This is a genomic window from Litchfieldia stipae (genome assembly GCF_014837155.1).
Lineage (GTDB): Bacteria > Bacillota > Bacilli > Bacillales > Bacillaceae_L > Litchfieldia.
Genome location: NZ_JACYHA010000002.1, coordinates 101,168 through 118,688, shown reverse-complemented (window position 1 = coordinate 118,688; position 17,521 = coordinate 101,168). Strand labels below are relative to the sequence as shown.

The window sequence follows — 17,521 nt, the reverse complement described above, 5'->3', positions numbered from 1 at the left end:
AAAAGAGCACACGACATTTCAGAAGAAATGTCGTGTAGCTTTGTTTTATATACAAACAGTTTACAGATAAGGACTATCATGCTTTGCCTTCAATTGATTCCATCGACGTTCTACCTCAGTTTCAAACATGTGAAGCATTTGCTTGCTATTGTCTTTTAGTAAATGCTTTGTTTTACCCATGAGCTCTAACCAGCCGGAAACATCGATACGTTTTTTCTTTGCTTCAGGATCATAGGTGATTGTTGTAATGCCATGCTCTACTTCATAGAGAGGGAAGAAGCAGGAGTTTACAGCAGCTTCTACAATTGTTTGCCCCAATTCATCCTTAGATTTCCAGTTTAATGGACATGTGATCAAGATTTTCCCATATACCAATCCCTCGTTATTCGCATACCACTGTGCTTTTGCTGCTTTTTTCAATAGATCACGATCAAATGCTTCCGTTCCAGTAAATACATATGGAATATGGGTAGCAGCCATAATTTGGGCTGTATCTTTATGATGGAACGGTTTACCATTTTGAAAACTTCCCACATTTGAAGTACTGGTCATATGTCCCATAGGAGTAGAGTAGGAGAGCTGGCTACCGGTATTCATATAGCCTTCATTATCATACTCAAGAATAATCATTTTATGATTACGTAACGCAGTTCCGATCGCTGGCCCCATACCAATATCCATACCACCATCACCTGTAACCATTACAAAGGTAAAATCATCGCTTAAGCCAAGCTCTTCAAATTCACCACGACGTTTCCTTTCATGGAACATTTCAACAAGACCTGATAATGTAGCAGATCCATTTTGGAACAAATTGTGAATATAAGTAGCCTTATGTGAACTATATGGATAACCTGTGGTAACTACCATTGCACAGCCTGTATGGAATAATGCGACTATATCTCCTTCAATCCCTTTAAAGAATAACTCTAAACCAGAGAATATACCACAACCAGGACAAGCCCCATGCCCAGAAGCAATCCGTTTTGGTTTCTTTGTCAAACTTCTTAAAGGTGGAATTTTCACTTTTAATTCACCCGACTCCTCATTAGGAGTTACCTGAATGAGTCCTGTATTTAAATCCTCTTTTTTCAAAGGATTCACAACACGTTTTGGTGCTAATTCTGGGTTACCAGGAGTATGACCAAAATAATCAAATGGCTTCTCAACTAACCCTGTAGCAGCTGCTTCTAGTGCTAATTGGAAGAAATGCTCAGCATCATCAGAATAGAAGTCTTTTCCACCTAAACCATAGACTCGATTGACAACCTTTGTCTTACTATTTCCATACGTTTGTAATGCCGCACGCACTTCAAGTGCCATATTTCCTCCATGTGCACCATATGAATCAGCGCGGTCTCCAACAGTCACAGCTTTTACATGTTCCAATATTTTAGCCAGCTGTTTTTGAGGGAATGGTCGAATCATATTTGGAGAAATCACTCCTGCCTTGATTCCATTTTTACGAAGGCGATCGACGACATCTTTACATACCTCTGCAGCAGAATTCAACATGAAAACTGCTACCTCGGCATCATCCATCTTATATAAATCTAAGACAGGATATTCTCTACCAGTTAAAAGGGCATACTCTTTTGATATTCTTTCAAATACTTCCTCTGCCTTATACATCGCTTCAGATTGTTGATAACAGTTATTAATATAATCAGGCTCATTCATATATGGACCAATTGTTACTGGATTTTCCCGATCTAGAGCATGAGGGAAATTTGTTGGTGCTTTTCCGATAAATTTCTGAACATCTGTTTTCTCCTTAATCACACTAACACGACGCTTTTGATGGGAAGTAAAATAACCATCAAAAGAAACGATGACTGGAAGTCGAACCTCAGGATCTTCAGCTAACTTAATTGCCATAAGGTTCATATCATAAACAATTTGTGGATCACGAGCCATTAAAATTGGCCAACCAGTATTCAAAGCAAAATATAAATCAGAGTGATCACCATGAATATTTAAAGGACCAGACACAGAACGATTGACAAGGTTCAATACCATCGGAAAACGTGTGCCTGATTGAACCGGTAGTTGTTCTAACATATATAAGAACCCATTTGCACTAGTAGCATTAAATACTCTCCCACCACCAGTAGAAGCACCATAGCATATCCCTGCAGAACCATGTTCCCCGTCAGCAGGTATTAAGACGATATCATGCTCCCCCTTAGCTTTCATCCCATCTAAAAACTGCGCAACCTCCGTAGAAGGGGAGATAGGATAATAGCCCATGACATGGTAATTGATTTGATGTGCAGCATAAGCTGCCATTTCATTTCCAGACTCAAACACAATGCTTTGTTCTACAGTTCCTTGCTGTGGTCTATTCTTTTCACTTTTAAAATCGATTGACATTTGGTTGCCACCTTTCATTCGTTTAACTATTTAACTAAATCAAATAAATGGGGGACACGATTCGCTTCTGCATAACCGTCATCAAGCTCTCTTTCGTCAGTAAGCGCTTCCACAGGACAGGCTTGAACACATTTTAAACAACCTTTACAATATTGGTAGTCAATACCCTTCAAGAACATTTGTGGTCGACCACGTTTGTCTTCTTTTTCTTCCCAAACAAAGCAAAAGTCTGGGCAGGCAGTGTCACACGCAGCACAATTAATACATTTGTTTTCATGGAAATGAGGGAGCATACCCGCTCGAGATATACTTAAATCTTTTAAAATACTATTTCCAGGATTAATCACTGTCCCCCCAATAGGTTGGGTCTCATATCCAAGAGCTGATTCTGCTCTCTTAAAAGGTGCAGCTGCTGAACCAATTGCAGGTGTGAAGGTCTTAAATACTACCTCGTTAAATCCTCGTTCAAACGTTCGTAAATTCGGCTCTACTAAATATGGGTATTTCGTTTCAAATGTGCGACGGATTGTTTGTTTCATAGATTCTGGATCTAAGAAGTCTAGTACCCGATAGAGAGCACCGAGCATAGCTGTGTTAACTTTCGTTTGTTCATCTAAAGCGATTTCAGTTGCATCTATAACTGCAATTGTTCCACCTTGAATAGCCAGTAACTCCTTCAGTTTATCAGGCGTTTTCTTTGAGTTAACTAAAATGGTGCTGTCACTGTAAATTCCACTAGTACAATTGAGTGTTTTGAAAAGGGCATCATGGAAAATGCCAACTACATGAGGACGTTCAATAGGTGTGGTGTCTCGAATGTTAGTATCAGGATCACAGAAACGAATATGTGCTTTAACAGGAGAGCCTTTTTTTTCTGAGCCATACGAAGAAAATCCGACTCCATTTAGTCCGTTCCCAACGACGCCATCCTCTGATAACATCTTACCAGCCAAATTGGCACCTAAACCTCCAATTGACTCTAAACGAATTTCGAAAAATCCTAACTCATTCACTTTTGGTAGAGTAGTCAAACAGATTCCTCCAATCGAATATTCATTTTAGTTCGCTCATTAGATTGAAAATTATAAATTATCAATAAATATAACGCTTTCATTGTAACAGGAAGAAAATTAAATTACAACAGTGTTTTGTCCTCAAATAATGACTAATCACACAATCTCAATAATCATAGGGAGTTTTAACTTTTTTATTAGGAAAACAAAAGAAAACGAATCGTTGTTATACCACAACTATTTATCTGTATTATAACAATAACACTCTAGTTAATATCAATTGAAGCCCTTATCTAATTCAAATGAACAATACATGTATGTACCCCAATCCAATTATGTCTAATTATCTTTTATAAAGTGGTTCCAATTGCCATACGAATTAGTCATTAATTATGCTAGAATAATAATTTTCAAACTCCCCTTAAGAGAGCTTTCTGTTTGGGGGATATTTTATGTCAATTTAATGGAGGCATTTATAATGTCGATCAAAAAGAAAATACCGATTCTCTTTAGTATTTTGGTTCTTCTAATCTTAGTTGGAAACAATTCATTGCATTATATATTATCTAAAAACCAATTAATTAAGTATTATGACCGAGAAATTTCATTGTTAGCTCAACTAGTATCATATCAAGTTGAGATTGCTAAAGAGGGGTCACAATATGTTGAAAAGATTATAGGAAGAGAACTTCGAACAGCATCCATCGCTATAAGAAATTCCCTCCCTGCAAATCATCAGGATGTCACAAATCAACAACTCGAATCACTTGCAGAAAGCTTAATGGTATCACATATCACTCTCCTAGAAAGAACTCCTGATGATATTGTTGGTGTGAAATCATCAGATCCTCATGAAATCAATATGTCCACAAAAGGATGGGGCTACTGGTATGATGCTTTCGAACAGCTGATGGACGAGAAATCAGTGAATGTTGGAATTGGTTTGACTTTGCCGGATTATTGGTCTGGGCCAATTGAAGTAGCATCAAGTAATCCAGACCATACAGATAAATGGGGGTATTATTATGATGGAAGCACAAATTATATCATCAATCCCTATTTGAGAGATAATGAGGTTCTAGAGTACGAGGAACGTTTCGGTCCTGGAAAAGTCATGCAGGAAGTGACCAATAGTCTTGATGGAGTATTAGAACTAACAGTGTTTAATCCCAAGAATTTTGGAAAAAAGGATGAGGTTGTACATTTAAATGGAAATAGCTTTGTACGATTATCTGACCAACCTATTTGGTATGGAAATTACAATTACAAGAATGAAAACATCGATTCTGACTATATCCAATCAGCCTTAATCAAAAATGAGATGATAAGCTACACACAAGCAATCAATGGGAAATATGTAAAGAAAACATTTGTACCTATTCAGGCTGATGCAAATGAGCCATATGTCATTGGATTCACATACGACTATAACATTATTCAAGCACAGTTAAATAAAGAACTTGAAAATTATGTCTATTCTTCACTTACGTTTATGTTGATCCTTCTATTAATAAGTCTCATTTTTTCACATTCAATTACGAAACCAATCGCACAGATTGTGAATCATGTTAATGATATAGCCCGCGGAAATTTTGGAAATCAACTGAAGATAAAAAGGAAAGACGAGCTTGGTCACTTAGCATCTGATGTTAATGCGTTATCTAATGAATTAAAATCGTATACAGATGACTTAAAAAATAGCCGGGAAGTCATTAAGTTTCAAGCCTACCATGACCCATTAACTACCTTGCCAAATCGACGATTTATACAAGAAAAATTAGAAAAAATGTTCCACGAAGCAGACTCATCGAATGGGTTAGTCGCCGTAATTTTTATGGATATTGACCGATTTAAACACATTAATGACTCGATGGGACATAATACAGGGGATTTGTTAATTCAACTTATTGCAGAACGAATAAAAAAATCTTTAGCAAACTACTCAAGTGTTGTCGCCAGACAAGGTGGCGATGAGTTTATCATATTGCTAAAAGATATAAGTGAAGAAAAAGTAGAAGAGATTGTCAAAGGAATGATTCAACAAATAAAGCAATCCTATGAATTAGCCGGGAGAGAAATTTTCATTGGGGCAAGCTGTGGAATTAGTTTTTATCCTAAGCATACTAAAGATATGCATACACTTATAAATAATGCTGACTTAGCTATGTATTCAGCGAAAAAACAAGGTGGGAATAAAGCAGTTATTTTCAATCCTAATGGACCTCATTCTATTAAAGAAAGAATACATGTTGAAACACGTCTCCGAAAAGTCATAGAAGAAGACCAATTAGACGTATTCTACCAACCTAAGATGAATGCTATGACTAATAAGCTTTTAGGAGTTGAATCACTTGTCAGATGGAATGATCCTGAACTTGGTTATATATCACCAATTGATTTTATCCAAATTGCTGAAGAAACAGGTTTAATCCAACCTTTATTTGAATCTGTATTAAAAAAGGCAATGGTTCAAATTATTGAATGGAATCAGCTGCTAGAAAATAAAATCACTGTTTCAGTGAACGTTTCTCCAGTACAATTTCTAGATTCATTATATTTAGTTAATAGTATTAAAAGTGCATTAAATGAACATCATTTTCCAGCTGAATTACTTGAAATTGAAATAACAGAGAGTGCACTATTAAATAATATGACTGAAACAATCGAAGCACTGGAGGAATTGAACAGACTAGGCGTAGCCATCTCAATTGATGATTTTGGAACTGGATATTCTTCATTAAGTTATTTGCAAAAATTGCCACTCAATTATTTAAAAATAGATCAATCCTTTATAAAAGGAATTGATAAAAAGGGACAAAACACTGAGATTTCTGATGCAATTATTCATTTAGCAAGAAGTTTAAAATTAGGAATCATTGCCGAAGGAGTAGAATTTGAGCATCAAAAACAGTATCTATTAAATAATGGATGTCATGTGATGCAAGGTTATTTATTTGATAAACCATTAATGAAAGAAGAATTTAAACAACGATATATTAATTCTACAAGCTAAAAGCAGAAATTGCTTTTAGCTTTTTCTTATTCTCGATTTTAGGAGAAGTCATTTTTGTACACCTATTGTTTTTTTATGTCCACTTACAAGATTAGCTTGAGGTGTTAATATAAATATTAATAAAGCGCTTTCATTATTTGTTTTAAAAAGGGATAAAGGGAGGTATTTTATTTGAAAAAGGGAGTAACCATTTTTCTTATGTTGGCAATTGCTATTTCGGTTGTCCTATCAGGCTGTCAAGCAAAAGAAAGCACGTCAGAGGGAAATAAGGATGGAATCGTGACGCTTAAATTTATGGGGTGGGAAGCGAGTCCATTAGAGACTGAAAGTGTTAAAAAGGGGATTGAAAAATTTGAAGCTACTCATCCGAATATTAAGATTGAATATACACCAGTCCCAGGAGATCAATATGCTTCAAAATTATTGACAATGATGGCCGGAGCTGCTGCACCAGATGTTTTCTTTATTAATGCTAGTGACTATCGCTCATTTCAAGAACGTAATGTTCTATTAGATTTAACGACTTACTTTAATAATGAATTAAGTATTAATGACTTTATTCCTTCATCAGGTGAAATCATGGAAATTGACGGGAAGATTTATGGTGTCAGTAGTTGTACTGTGTCACCTGTTCTATATTATAACAAAGAGCTATTTGATGAAGCGGGAGTTGCGTATCCACCAAGCAATCCAGAAGAAGCCTGGACATGGGAGGAATTTTCTGAAGCTGCAGAAAAATTAACAGTGAAGGATGGAAACAAAACATCTCAATTTGGTACTTATGGTTTTGAAACCTTCGCAAACACGATCGCTGCGATATTAGAAAATGATGGGTCAATCTTTAACGAAGACTTCTCGGCTACTACGATGAACTCAACTGAAGCAAATGAGGTATTAGAATCGATTTTAACCTTAAAGAATAATGGATATAGTCCAGAAGCAAAGTTATTAGAGGAATCAGGGATGAGTGCTTCACAGATGCTTCAAACAGGGAAAATTGGAATGTTAATTGATGGGTCATGGGCTCTTCAGCAATTAGCACAAATGGATTTTCCAGTTGGAGTTGCTGCACTACCAAAATTTGAAAAAGCCCAAACAACAGGTCAAGCACATCTTCATGCAGCCTCTGTAAGTACAAAGCATCCTGAAGAAGCGTGGGAATTTATTAAATTCTTATCTTCAGAAGAATATCAAACGGATTTAATTAGCGAAGGGCTATGGATGCCAAATAGGTTATCGCTCTATTCTGAGGAAGGAATTGCACAGTGGTTTAATGAAGATGTTCATCCCGAAGGTTTTAAAGAGTTAGTTCCATATTTCCAAAATGCAGCGGTTGATCCTTTTGCCATCAACAAATTGAATCAAATTGATGACATTATGATTGAAGAATTAGACAAATTTTGGTACGACGGTCAGCCTTCTGATACGATACTAACGAATATTGAGCGAAGGGTGAATGACGAGTTTTCAAAATAATGACTTCACTTGGTGTTGAATTAGAGGCTACTGGTCTCACACTTTAGTCTCTATTCAACCCATTGTTCTACTACATAGTGTCTTTTCTGTAGTAAATGAAAAAGGGGGACTCGGCTTGAAGATGAATGCACTATTTCATAAGGACAGTACATGGGCATTTATATTACTACTACCTAGTATTCTTGGTTTTTTTGTCTTTGTTCTTTTCCCGGTTGTGGCATCTTTCTTATTAAGTTTTACAGCTTGGGACTTGCTAACTAGTATTCAGTGGGTTGGATTTGAAAATTATATAAATCTATTTAAAGACGAGACCTTTCGAAAGGTATTATGGAATACACTTTATTTTACTGTAGTGACGGTCCCAGTAGGGATTATTATCTCACTTTTTCTTGCCGTTGCTCTAAACCAGAAAATTCGCTTTATCAAGTTTTATAGAGCTGCTTATTTCCTTCCTGTTATTTCTTCCATGGTTGCAGTTGCAGTAATTTGGCAGTGGATCTATAACCCTGAGTATGGATTACTGAATTTTCTATTGAGTCTTGTTGGCATTGATGGTCCCAGCTGGTTAAGTGATACAAAATGGGCGATGCCAGCTGTCATGATTACAAGTATTTGGAAGGGATTAGGCTTTAATATGCTTATATTCTTAGCTGGGATTCAAGGGATCTCTGAGAGCTATTATGAAGCAGCTGACATTGATGGTGCAACCTGGTTTAAGAAATTCATCTTTATTACTGTTCCTTTATTAAGGCCAACTACATTCTTTGTGACAGTGATGGCAATAATCGGTTCTTTCCAAGTATTTGATGCAGTGTTCTTATTAACTCAAGGGGGACCAGCACGTTCAACATCAGTCCTTGTTCACTACTTATATCAAAATGGATTTGAATATTTTCAAATGGGATATGCAAGTGCGATGGCATATATATTATTTTTCCTAGTCCTTACCTTCACATTAATCCAATTTTCATTACAAAAGAAAAGAGAAATTTAAATAGAGGGGGGAGTATGATTGAGTAAGCCTACATTAAATCAAAAAGAGTTTTTAAATGAAGGACTTTCTAAATTAGAAACGAACAATAATGTAAGTCCAAATAAAAAACGTGTGAATTATCGGAATTTACTTGCCCACCTGTTTCTTAGTTTAGGTGCGATTACCATGCTATTTCCTTTTGTATGGATGGTAAGTACCTCTTTAAAGGATTTAAGTGAAGTTTTTATTTTTCCACCAACCTTATTTGGAGAGGAAATTAGATGGGACAATTATTTAAAAATTTCTGATCGGTTTCCCTTTATGCAATACTTTCTTAACAGTGTAAAAGTCACCAGCATTGTCGTTTTTTCACAATTAGTTACAAGCTCTATGGCTGGGTTTGTATTTGCACGATTGCAATTTAAGGGAAGAGATTTGTTGTTTGGACTTTATCTTGCTACATTGATGATTCCCTTACAGGTAACAATGATACCGAACTTTGTCATCATGCGTTTTTATGGTTTAGTGGACACACACTGGGCCCTAATTCTCCCTGGTTTAGTCAGTGCATTTGGTACATTTTTAATGAGACAATTCTTCTTAACTATCCCGAAGTCACTAGAAGAAGCTGCAAGAATAGATGGATGTACACCTTTTGGGATCTATTGGAGAATATTCTTGCCATTAACAAAGCCAGCGATGGCAACATTAGGTATTTTTGTTTTCATGGGAACCTGGAATGATTTCTTTAGTCCATTGGTTTATATTAATACCCAAAGTAAAATGACTCTTCCATTAGGGTTAGCTTCGATGCAGGGGATGTATGCCACCGATTGGCCAGTATTAATGGCGGGAACAGTTATTAGTGTGCTACCCGTTATCATTATCTTTTTGCTTGCACAGGATGCATTTATAAAAGGAGTGACATTGTCAGGTTTAAAGGGTGAGTAAGTCCTATTGCTTGTTCATTTTAATTCTAAAATAGGATTCACGGTATTCAGTAGGGGTCATTTTTTCATATTTCTTAAATAATTTCATAAAGTACTTTTCATCCTGGATGCCAACATTATAGGCAATTTCCTTAATGCTGCAATTAGTACTAGATAGGTAGTCTTTCGCTTTCGATAATTTCAGTAAATGTATATATTCTGTGATGGTCATACCCGTATGTTTCTTGAAAGATCGAGATAAATATTCCCGATTATAATTAAATTTATCGGAAATATCAGTGACTGTTATATTACCTAAGGAATGTATTCTAATCCATTCCATGATTTTATTAATATTTGTATTACCATTTGTTGATGATTGCAGAAAGTTAAAATTAGCAATAAGTTGCTCTGTTATTTCAATTAAGAGAGAAGTAACTAAATAATGGCCGCTGTGGTATGTATAATAATTTGATCTATAAACATGCAAAAGCTGATGAAACATGATATTAATTCGATCTATACTTCCCGGCGTGAAAAAGTTCGGAAGATAAATATTGGTATTAGACTTATAATAATTCGGATTTGTACGAAGTCTTGCAATTTCATCATTCATTGTCTCGTCATCAATAATCAAGTAATCGTCTGAACAATAGAAATGTAACCAATAAAAGGAGATATCCTCTTCACACATTTTATATCCGTGATGCTCGTGATGTGGGAGAAGAAGAAGAATATCACCAGGATTCACTTCATATTTCATCTGTTTTTGCTCAATATAAAGAGTCTTGTTAAAGCCTATAATCAATTCAAAGCTATCGATTGTCCTTTTCGTATGGATCCATGGTGTTTCTGAAATAAATTGTCCTCCTGAGATAAATTCAATTGGCCTAAGAATTTTCGTCTTAAGAAATTTGTTCACCCATCAGTCCCACCTTTTTAATTGGATTGCTGCTTATAGAAGGAAGATCTTAATATTATTATTCTATGTTTAACCTATAAATCCTTTACAAATAATGAAAACGCTTCATTAGTAAAGAATATCGAAACAAGTACTCTGAGACTACATTCTAATAAACTATTATTCTACTCGAACTATAGGGAGGTGATGAACAAACGAGAACCGAAGAATAGAAGAGAGCCATACAAAAGTCATTTTTGTCCACCTAATACTTAATTGTTGGAGGAATGTACAGATGAAAAAAACGATTGAAAATCATAAAAATAATGTTCAAATCACAGATAAATTTTGGGGACATTATTTAAAAGTTGTCCGAGATCAAGTGATCCCCTATCAATGGGATGCTCTAAACGATAATATTCCTGGAGCTTCACCTAGCCATGCGATAAAGAATTTTAAAATTGCAGCAGGGGAAGCTGAAGGAGAATATTATGGAATGGTGTTTCAGGATAGTGATGTTGCTAAATGGTTAGAGGCAGTGGCTTTCAGTCTAGAAAATCATCCAGATCCTGAGCTAGAGAAAACAGCAGATGAAGTAATTGCCCTCTTAGGTAGAGCACAAGGAGATGACGGTTATCTAAATACGTATTATACGGTGAAGGAACCAAATAAACGTTGGACGAATGTACGTGATAATCATGAACTCTATTGTGCTGGACATTTAATAGAAGCTGCAGTAGCATACTTTCACGCAACTGGAAAAAGAGAGTTCCTAGACATTATGTCACGATATGCTGATTATATAGATACGATATTTGGGAGTGGCAAAACAAAATTACAAGGTTATCCAGGTCATCAAGAAATCGAATTAGCTCTTATTAAATTATACGAAGCTACCAATAATGAAAAGTACTTGAATTTAAGTAAGTACTTTATCGATGAACGTGGTAATCAGCCACATTATTTTGATATTGAAAAGAAGAAAAGAGGAGATGAACGACCATTCTGGTTTAACGATGACTATGCTTACCACCAAGCTCATCAACCAGTTCGAGATCAAAAATACGCAGTCGGTCATGCAGTTAGAGCTACATATATGTATACAGCAATGGCTGATTTGGCCGAAAAAACTGGAGACGAAGGCTTGAAAAAAGCTTGTGAAACACTGTGGGAAAATGTGACTAAGAAGCAAATGTATATTACCGGTGGAATTGGTTCGATGGTATTCGGAGAAGCTTTCTCGTTTGATTATGATCTACCAAATGATTTGTCATATACCGAAACTTGCGCTTCGATTGCTTTAGTTTTCTGGGCAAATCGTATGCTTAACCTCGAAGCAAATAGTAAATATGCAGATGTTATGGAAACTGCGTTATATAATGGGACTATTAGCGGAATGGATTTAGATGGAAAGAAATTCTTTTATGTCAATCCTCTTGAGGTTTTACCTGAAGCAAGCGCAAAACGAAATGATAAAAAGCATGTCAAATCAGTTCGTCAGCCGTGGTTTGGATGTGCATGCTGTCCACCAAACTTAGCGAGGTTAATTGCTTCAATTGGTCATTATATCTATTCTCAAAAAGAAAAAGAACTGTTTGTTCATTTATATATGGGCAATGAAACAACAGTAGAGGTAGAAGGAAAGCCAGTAAAACTTATCCAAAAAACAGAATATCCTTGGGATGGGAATGTATCCATCCAAGTTACTCCTGAAATGGATCAAACATTTACATTAGCCGTTCGCATACCTGGTTGGGCGAAGGGTACCATTATAAAAGTAAATGGGGAAATAATAGACCATGAACCAGTTACTAAAAATGGATATGCATACATTCAGCGGACGTGGAGAGAAAACGATCAAGTCGATCTGTCGTTCCCAATGATTACCTGGCGTATACAATCAAATCCACAAGTTCGACAAAACATAGGAAAGGTAGCTCTACAAAGAGGACCAATTGTTTATTGCCTTGAAGAAGTGGATAATGGTAAGAACCTCCACGGTTTACTTTTGCCACAGGATGCCGAACTACAAGCAGAATTTGTTGAAGACTTGCTTGATGGTGTAATGACGCTAACAGGTAAATGCGAGAGGATTGTGGAGGATGACTGGTCCAACTACTTATATAAACCTACTTCTACCCAAACAACTCCAGTCACTTTTAAAGCAATACCTTACTATGCATGGTGCAATCGCGAGGCAGGAGAAATGATCGTATGGATAAATGAGAAACGCTAGAAAGTGATATAATCATTCAAAAAGGCTGTTTTCGTATATATTGTTGCTTTTGATACCGCAGCCTGAATACACTCCGCGTCCTGTGGGAGCCTACTAGTCCCACGGGAGTCCCCCGTGTATTCAGTCTGCTAGAAATCTATTCTCAACTAATTCACCTCAAAAAACAACAATCTTTGAGAAAACAGCCTTCAAAAAACATAGGAGCCAGTCATGAAAATTCTACATTCACTCACTTTCTTATTTGAAGCAAATCGTAATGAAGAGAACGCGATTGCTATGCAAAAATATATGAAAGACCATTTCCCTTTTCTGGGGATTAAAACTCCTTTAAGAAGAGAGATAATGAAAGTCTTTTATTCTGACACTGAGATATTACACCAAGATTTCCTTCCAGAATTTATTGAACTTTTATGGAAGAAACAAGAGCGTGAGTTTCAATATGCTGCACTTGACTATATGAACAAATCTTTAAAAAAGATCAATAAAAATCATCTAGCTTTATTAGAACAATTGATCACCACAAAATCATGGTGGGACACAGTGGACGCAATTGCTCCACATCCCGTTGGAAAAATAGCAAAAGAATCACCTGAAATCATTGATCAAACAATTGAGGGCTGGGCAACAAACGATTATTTATGGCTTCGAAGAGCAGCAATCCTTTATCAGCTTAGATATAAAGAGGAAACTGATGAAAATAGATTATATCGTTATATTATCTTGAATGCTGATAGTAAGGAATTTTTTATTCAGAAAGCGATTGGATGGGCTTTACGAGAATACTCAAAAACAAATCCAGATTCAGTCAAAAAATTTATAGAAGGAAATAAACTTTCAAAACTTAGCATTCGAGAAGGAAGCAAATACATTTAGGATAAGAACCGGTACAGGAATCATCTGTACCGGTTTTTGTTTTAAACACAAACTTTCATAAAATAGGGATAATCGTCAGGGAGTTTGTGGAAATTATATAGGATAACCAAAATTAGGAGCTGAAAATGCTTGTATAAATTTCTTATAATTCTTCTTGTGATCGTCATTGTATTAATCGTTCTATATATGAATATCGTGAAAAACGAAGGCATTACAAATAACCAATTAGAACAAACTGCAAGCATACCATCAACACGAGTTGTCATGATTATTGTTGATTCTTTAATGAACGAAGCACTTGAACAAACAATCAAGAATGGAAAAGCACCCGCTTTTGAATACTTAATCAATAAAGGACATTATTATCCGCATATGGTAACCAGTTATCCTACGATGTCAGTTGTCATTGACAGTACATTATTAACTGGAACCTATGCTGATCAACACAAAATACCCGCTTTAGTTTGGTTTGATTCCGACGAGCAAAGATTTATTAGCTATGGAAGTGCTGCAAAAGAAATTATGAAATTAGGTGGAAAACAGGTGCTTTTGGATAGTGTGTTTCACTTAAATCATAAACATCTAAGTCCTAAGGTAAGTACCATCCATGAAGAAATTGGCGATACTGCCTCCATTAATACTTTAGTATATAGAGGGAATCATATGAAACCCTTAAATATCCCGAAACTATTAAATGTGTTTAATTTGTTTGATAAAAGCGAAACCGTTCAGGCTCCTAGCTATTTTTCCTATGGACTATTGTCGATTCTAAATCCTGAAAATAAAAACTATCAACTTTGGCAGGCTCTAGGTTTTAATGATAAGTTTGCTACTAGTGAGCTGAAATATTTGATTAAAAACAATCGGCTCCCAAGTTATTCATTAGTCTATTTATCAGATAACGATAAGAAGGTCCATAAAAACGGAGCATTAGAAATGAAAGGAATAGAAGAAGCAGATCAACATTTACAAGAAATTTTGAATATGTATCCTTCCTGGGATGAAGCAATCCAGGAAAATGTTTGGATTGTTATGGGGGATAGTGGACAAACAGATATAACTGATAACAAGGAAAAAGCTCTCATTGATCTGAGGGAGCTGCTTCAAGAATATCAAGTTCACAAAATTACTGAACCAATACAGACACATGATCAAATTGTTCTTGGTTTGAATGAAAGAATGACCTTTATTTACTTGTTGGATGATCAAATAACTACTGAAGAAATTAATAAGAAATTATTAAAAGATGAACGGATTGACCATTTAGCCTGGAAAGAAGGAGAACTTGTACATGTACAATCTGTCAATCATGATGGAAAACTCAGTTTCAAACCTGAGGGTCCATTTATTGATCAATACGAGCAAACATGGACCATTGAAGGAAATACAAGTATATTAGATCTTTCTATTACTGAAGATCAATTTCTATCATATGATGATTATCCAGATGGATTGGCTCGGCTCTATAGCGCATTTCATTCACATTCAGGTCGTTATATCGTTGCTGACGCAAAACCAGGGTATGAATTTATTGGAGAGGGTTCACCCAGACATGTTGGAGGCGGAAGTCATGGTTCGCTCCATAAGCAGGATACTTTTTTCCCCATGATTGTTGTAGGAACAAATCAAGAACCAAAGCACCAAAGAATGATTGATTTGAAAGAATGGATTCTTCGAATAATAGGTCAGAACAATGAGCTCTAATAAACAATGCTTGAGAGTGATGACATTTAATATCCATCATGGTCAAGGACATGACAAGAAACTGGATTTACAGAGAATTTCAGAGGTTATTTCTAAAAGTAATGCCGACATTATTGGACTAAATGAGGTAGATTGTCATTTTTCATTGCGGAGTCATTTTATAGATCAGTTAAGGTACCTTGCAAATAAGAATCAACTTTATCATGTGTTTAGTCCCTCTATCACTATAGAGCGGAGAAATAAACAACAGAAATCACAGTATGGGAATGCTTTGCTTTCTCGTTTTCCTATTCATAAGCATAAGAACCATCTATTTCAGCTTCGTTCACCCTTCACTGAAGGACGCTCCATTCTTGAGACAACAATCGATGTAAATGGAAGAAAGATTTCTTGCTACGTTACTCATTTAAGCTTGCATCCATTACTTCATAAAAAGCAAAGCCAGTTCATTCTAAGTAAGTATCATGAACCTGCAATTGTACTTGGTGATTGGAATATGAGAAGTGGTTCAAGTAAATGGATTCGGATGACACAAATGTATACCGATGCGTGGAATATCGCAGGGAATGGAGCAGGGAACACCTATCCCTCCACAAAGCCACGCACAAGACTTGATTATATATTTGTAACTAAAGGGATTCAGATAAATGAAGCTGTTGTTTTTTCTAATACTCCAGTTGCATCTGACCATCTACCTGTTCTGGCAACAATCACGATTTAATTAAGGTATGTTGGACTTGATCCGGAAATTTATAATTAATAAAAGAAAATAAGGGGAGATTTTCCGCTAATTTATAGGGATGGAACTAATTGCAAGGGAAATAAGGGAAGGATTTCCGTCTATACATTGAAAAAACATCAATTTTGCCATCTTTTTAGCAGATAGAGGGAATTCCTTCGGTTATTTAAGCTGGTTTTTTTAAATAATTACAAGATAAGCGAAATTTCTCCGTTTATTTTTCAACAACGCAGATACTCAACAATTTTTCAAGCTTTAAGTATGGACCTTCACCTTCCTACAAAATCAACGGCACGAAAGTAAGGAAAAAGACGTATGCCATTCCATACGTCTTTCCTTAATACATTAGAATAAAATTGAACCCGAAAGCGAAGTAGTTTAGAGTCATTTCTTTAGCTTTTCTTGATTTTCGATGGATTATTAATCTTGTATGGGACAGGGGATTCAACGATGAATTCTTCCTCAACATCTTTACCTTTTGGAAGTTTCTTTTTGACGATTTTGCCATCAAACTCTAGTTTTTCACCAGGAGCTAATTCAAACTTCTTAAGTGTCTTGGAATGAGAACACCATGCTAGTCCGATTTCTAATGGCTGGTCTTGATCAATGACTACGTTCTCAAGTACTACAACTTCATCATGTTCTTCATTGAAATGATTCCAGCTAAGTGCAAACTGTTTAACCGTACCAGTGAAATGCACCTTTTCTTCAGGCAACTCTAACTTCGGTTCTTTTTCTTTCTTTTCTTTCTTCACTTTTTTAGTTGCTTCTATTGGTTTGGATTCTTGTGATTTAGTCTCGATTTTCGGGGCTACATTTACTTCTGATGTATCTGATAACAGAGCTTTCCCGAAGCTTGCAGCCTGCATTTCCTTCAAATAGGCAGGATGTATACAGCTAAGATTCCCATCCTGAAACTCGATAATCACGGTATAGTATTCAGTTGAAACACCATACACTTGATAACCTTTAATAGTGACCAAACGTTGATGGGTTTTGTCCTTATACCAAAACTCCGTTTTCACTTCTTTTGTTGTTGATAATCCCCATTCTCTTACTTTCTCAGCATAATGATCGTCATCAATAAATGTTTCATATTGTCCAACTGGTGGAATATAATTCGTATTATTTAAATCTTCCCTATGAGGTAAAGTGATTGCCATTGTTCCACTTCCTTTCACTATGTATTTTACACTATTTTAAGTAAACAAAGAATAGAACAGGCCTTGCATTCCTCCGAATGAAAGAAATCACCAAGAACAAGGGTTAATGAAGGAAATCATAGAATATA

Annotated in this window: 12 protein-coding genes; 8 read left to right on the top strand and 4 right to left on the bottom strand. The window is 35.9% G+C overall.

Features of this window, described 5'->3' with window-relative positions:
• Positions 1 to 60 precede the first annotated feature (60 nt).
• Positions 61 to 2,373, bottom strand: coding sequence for a thiamine pyrophosphate-dependent enzyme (locus tag F7888_RS02755; RefSeq protein WP_191776983.1), 2,313 nt, complete (start codon positions 2,371 to 2,373; stop codon positions 61 to 63).
• 26 nt (positions 2,374 to 2,399) lie between these two features.
• Complete coding sequence (locus tag F7888_RS02750; protein ID WP_191776982.1) at positions 2,400 to 3,404, bottom strand: 2-oxoacid:acceptor oxidoreductase family protein; 1,005 nt, start codon at positions 3,402 to 3,404, stop codon at positions 2,400 to 2,402.
• A gap of 460 nt (positions 3,405 to 3,864) precedes the next feature.
• Between F7888_RS02750 and F7888_RS02745 the strand changes: the two genes are divergently transcribed.
• The 4 genes from F7888_RS02745 to F7888_RS02730 all read left to right on the top strand — a co-directional run bounded on the left by F7888_RS02745 (position 3,865) and on the right by F7888_RS02730 (position 9,799).
• Positions 3,865 to 6,399 (top strand): bifunctional diguanylate cyclase/phosphodiesterase, encoded by a 2,535-nt coding sequence (locus F7888_RS02745; RefSeq protein ID WP_191776981.1) that lies wholly within the window; start codon positions 3,865 to 3,867, stop codon positions 6,397 to 6,399.
• A gap of 171 nt (positions 6,400 to 6,570) precedes the next feature.
• Positions 6,571 to 7,875: an ABC transporter substrate-binding protein gene (locus F7888_RS02740; RefSeq protein ID WP_225228570.1), complete on the top strand. Its 1,305-nt coding sequence runs from the start codon at positions 6,571 to 6,573 to the stop codon at positions 7,873 to 7,875.
• Between the two features lie 121 nt (positions 7,876 to 7,996).
• Positions 7,997 to 8,869, top strand: coding sequence for a carbohydrate ABC transporter permease (locus tag F7888_RS02735; RefSeq protein ID WP_191777448.1), 873 nt, complete (start codon positions 7,997 to 7,999; stop codon positions 8,867 to 8,869).
• Between the two features lie 165 nt (positions 8,870 to 9,034).
• Positions 9,035 to 9,799 (top strand): carbohydrate ABC transporter permease, encoded by a 765-nt coding sequence (locus tag F7888_RS02730; RefSeq protein ID WP_191777446.1) that lies wholly within the window; start codon positions 9,035 to 9,037, stop codon positions 9,797 to 9,799.
• Between the two features lie 3 nt (positions 9,800 to 9,802).
• On the opposite strand, the gene F7888_RS02725 is transcribed toward F7888_RS02730, so the two are convergent.
• Positions 9,803 to 10,699 (bottom strand): helix-turn-helix domain-containing protein, encoded by an 897-nt coding sequence (locus F7888_RS02725; protein WP_191776980.1) that lies wholly within the window; start codon positions 10,697 to 10,699, stop codon positions 9,803 to 9,805.
• 274 nt (positions 10,700 to 10,973) lie between these two features.
• Between F7888_RS02725 and F7888_RS02720 the strand changes: the two genes are divergently transcribed.
• The 4 genes from F7888_RS02720 (at position 10,974) to F7888_RS02705 (ending at position 16,212) form a co-directional block, all read left to right on the top strand.
• A complete protein-coding gene (locus tag F7888_RS02720; protein ID WP_191776979.1) occupies positions 10,974 to 12,914 on the top strand; it encodes a glycoside hydrolase family 127 protein in 1,941 nt (646 codons plus the stop codon).
• Between the two features lie 210 nt (positions 12,915 to 13,124).
• The gene (locus F7888_RS02715; RefSeq protein WP_191776977.1) at positions 13,125 to 13,787 is read left to right on the top strand and encodes a DNA alkylation repair protein; all 663 of its coding nucleotides are present in this window, start codon (positions 13,125 to 13,127) and stop codon (positions 13,785 to 13,787) included.
• Between the two features lie 129 nt (positions 13,788 to 13,916).
• Positions 13,917 to 15,491: an alkaline phosphatase family protein gene (locus tag F7888_RS02710; RefSeq protein WP_225228569.1), complete on the top strand. Its 1,575-nt coding sequence runs from the start codon at positions 13,917 to 13,919 to the stop codon at positions 15,489 to 15,491.
• A complete protein-coding gene (locus F7888_RS02705) occupies positions 15,481 to 16,212 on the top strand; it encodes an endonuclease/exonuclease/phosphatase family protein (RefSeq protein ID WP_191776975.1) in 732 nt (243 codons plus the stop codon). Before F7888_RS02710 ends, F7888_RS02705 begins: the two co-directional genes overlap by 11 nt.
• A 410-nt stretch (positions 16,213 to 16,622) precedes the next feature.
• Here F7888_RS02705 and F7888_RS02700 read toward each other — a convergent pair whose 3' ends face one another.
• Complete coding sequence (locus tag F7888_RS02700; RefSeq protein WP_191776973.1) at positions 16,623 to 17,393, bottom strand: hypothetical protein; 771 nt, start codon at positions 17,391 to 17,393, stop codon at positions 16,623 to 16,625.
• Between the last annotated feature and the right edge of the window lie 128 nt (positions 17,394 to 17,521).